At 72.2% G+C, this 2569-nt stretch carries 3 protein-coding genes; all 3 read left to right on the forward strand.

The window, feature by feature from the left end:
- The coding region (locus ACTUAL_RS02660; RefSeq protein WP_440899146.1) for an ATP-binding protein at positions 1-1091 on the forward strand (1091 nt) is incomplete at its 5' end.
- The gene (gene pyrF / locus ACTUAL_RS02665) at positions 1088-1906 is read left to right on the forward strand and encodes an orotidine-5'-phosphate decarboxylase (protein WP_440899147.1); all 819 of its coding nucleotides are present in this window, start codon (positions 1088-1090) and stop codon (positions 1904-1906) included. The genes ACTUAL_RS02660 and pyrF, both read left to right, overlap by 4 nt.
- A 308-nt stretch (positions 1907-2214) precedes the next feature.
- Positions 2215-2532 carry an integration host factor, actinobacterial type gene (mihF, locus tag ACTUAL_RS02670; protein ID WP_015803945.1) on the forward strand — a complete coding sequence of 106 codons (318 nt, stop codon included), beginning with the start codon at positions 2215-2217 and terminating at the stop codon, positions 2530-2532.
- Positions 2533-2569: the final 37 nt, after the last annotated feature.

Below are 2569 nucleotides of genomic sequence, written 5' to 3' on the forward strand. Positions count from 1 at the left end.
ACACGCTGCGCGGCTACATCGAGCGCGCCACCCAGATCACCCCGGAGCGCCCGGTGCTGGACGACCCGATCCTCGACGACGCCATCGAGATCGACGTAGTCGCGCTCTACGACGGCCACGAGGTGTTCATCGCCGGCGTCATGGAGCACATCGAGGAGGCCGGGGTGCACTCCGGCGACTCGGCGTGCGCGCTGCCGCCGATCACCCTGGGCGAGACCGACGTGGACGCGGTGCGCCGCTCCACGCTGGCCATCGCCGAGGGCATCGGGGTGCGCGGCCTGCTGAACGTGCAGTACGCGCTCAAGGACGACGTGCTGTACGTGCTGGAGGCCAACCCGCGCGCCAGCCGCACCGTGCCGTTCGTGTCCAAGGCGACGGCGGTGCCGCTGGCCAAGGCGGCGGCCCGGATCATGCTGGGCGCGACCGTGGCCGAGCTGCGGGCCGAGGGCCTGCTCCCGGCCGAGGGCGACGGGGCCAAGCTGCCCCCGCACGCCCCCGTGGCGGTCAAGGAGGCGGTCCTGCCGTTCCACCGGTTCCGCACCCCCGAGGGCAAGGGCGTGGACTCGCTGCTCGGCCCGGAGATGAAGTCGACCGGCGAGGTCATGGGCATCGACGTGTCCTTCGGGACCGCGTTCGCCAAGTCCCAGACCGCCTCCTACGGCTCCCTGCCCACCTCGGGCAAGGTGTTCGTGTCGGTGGCCAACCGGGACCAGCGGGCCATGATCTTCCCGGTCAAGCGGCTCGCCGACCTGGGCTTCGAGGTGCTGGCCACGGCCGGGACCGCCGAGGTGCTGCGCCGCAACGGCATCCCCTGCACCGTCGTGCGCAAGCACTTCGAGGGCGAGGAGAACGTCGTCGACCTGATCCTGGGCGGCGGCGTCGACATGATCATCAACACCCCGTACGGCAACAGCGGGCCCCGCGTGGACGGCTACGAGATCCGCACCGCGGCCGTGGCCAGGGACATCCCGTGCGTGACCACGATCCAGGGCGCGGCGGCGGCCGTGCACGGCATCGAGGCCGCGATCCGCGGTGACATCGGCGTGCGGCCCCTCCAGGCGCTCCAGGCGGCGCTGAGGGGGCAGGCGTGAGGTTCGGCGAGCGGCTGGCGCGGGTGGTCTCCGAGCGGGGACCCCTGTGCGTCGGCATCGACCCGCACCCCGGCCTGCTGGCGTCCTGGAGGCTCCCCCAGGACGCCTCCGGGCTGGAGCGCTTCGCCCTGACCTGCGTCGAGGCCCTCGGGGCCGAGGCGGCCGTGGTGAAGCCCCAGTCGGCCTTCTTCGAGGCCCACGGGTCGCGGGGCGTGGCCGTGCTGGAGCGCGTGATCGCCGATCTGCGGTCGGCGGGCGCCCTCGTGCTGGTCGACGCCAAGCGGGGTGACATCGGGTCCACCATGGCCGCCTACGCGGCGGCCTACCTGACCGAGGGCTCCCCGCTGGCGGGCGACGCGGTCACGCTGTCGCCCTACCTCGGGTTCGGCGCGCTCGAACCGGCGCTCGCCGCCGCCGAGGAGTCCGGGCGGGGCGTGTTCGTGCTCGCCCTCACCTCCAACCCCGAGGGCGCCTCCGTGCAGCGCGCGCGGGGCGAGGACGGGGTCGCGGTCGCGCAGGCCGTGGTCGACGCGGCGGGCGCGCGCAACGCGGGCGCGTCGCCGCTCGGCGACGTCGGGTTGGTGGTCGGGGCGACCGTCCACGAGTTGGGGGTCGACCTGTCGGGGCTCAACGGCCCGGTGCTCGCGCCGGGCTTCGGCGCCCAGGGCGCTACCGTCGCTGACCTGCGGAAACTCTTCGGCGACGAGCTGCGCGGGGTGCTCCCCACGACCTCTCGGGACGTGCTGAGGCACGGCCCCTCGGTGTCCGATCTGCGGGGTGCGACGCGCCGGGTCCTGGACTCGTTCACGGTGTGATCACGATCAAATCCCGGCCCGGTTAGCGTGGTCCGCTCACCTGCGAAAACGGGGCCTGGTACGGTCACGGCCACCGGTTGGGAGCACCGCCGACGGGCGCATACCACACAGGTGTTGCGCACGGGATTGCCGGTGGCGGTGAAGGCTCTTCCGGAGGGTGTTGGTACTACTACCACCCGCCGCAACCGCCGAACGCTGAAGATTTACCTGACTGGGTGGTAACAGACCCGTGTTGTACCCAGGCAATTGCGCTCGGTACGGTCGCGACGCAGATCCAGAATTGAAATTCCCACACCACGGAGGAAATCGTGGCCCTTCCCCAGCTTACCGAGGAGCAGCGGGCCGCAGCGCTGGAGAAGGCTGCTGCCGCTCGTCGCGCTCGCGCTGAGCTCAAGGAGCGCCTCAAGCGTGGCGGCACGACCCTGAAGGACGTGCTGAAGGCTGCTGAGAGCGACGAGGTCCTGGGCAAGATGAAGGTGTCGGCGCTCCTGGAGGCGCTGCCCGGCGTCGGCAAGGTGCGCGCCCAGCAGATCATGGAGCGGCTGGAGATCGCGCCGAGCCGCCGCCTGCGGGGCCTGGGCGACCGCCAGCGCAAGGCGCTGCTCACCGAGTTCAGCGGCGAGTGAGTGACGGCACCGGGGCGGGGTCGGGCGTTCGCGCCCG

The organism is Actinosynnema sp. (assembly GCF_052038725.1).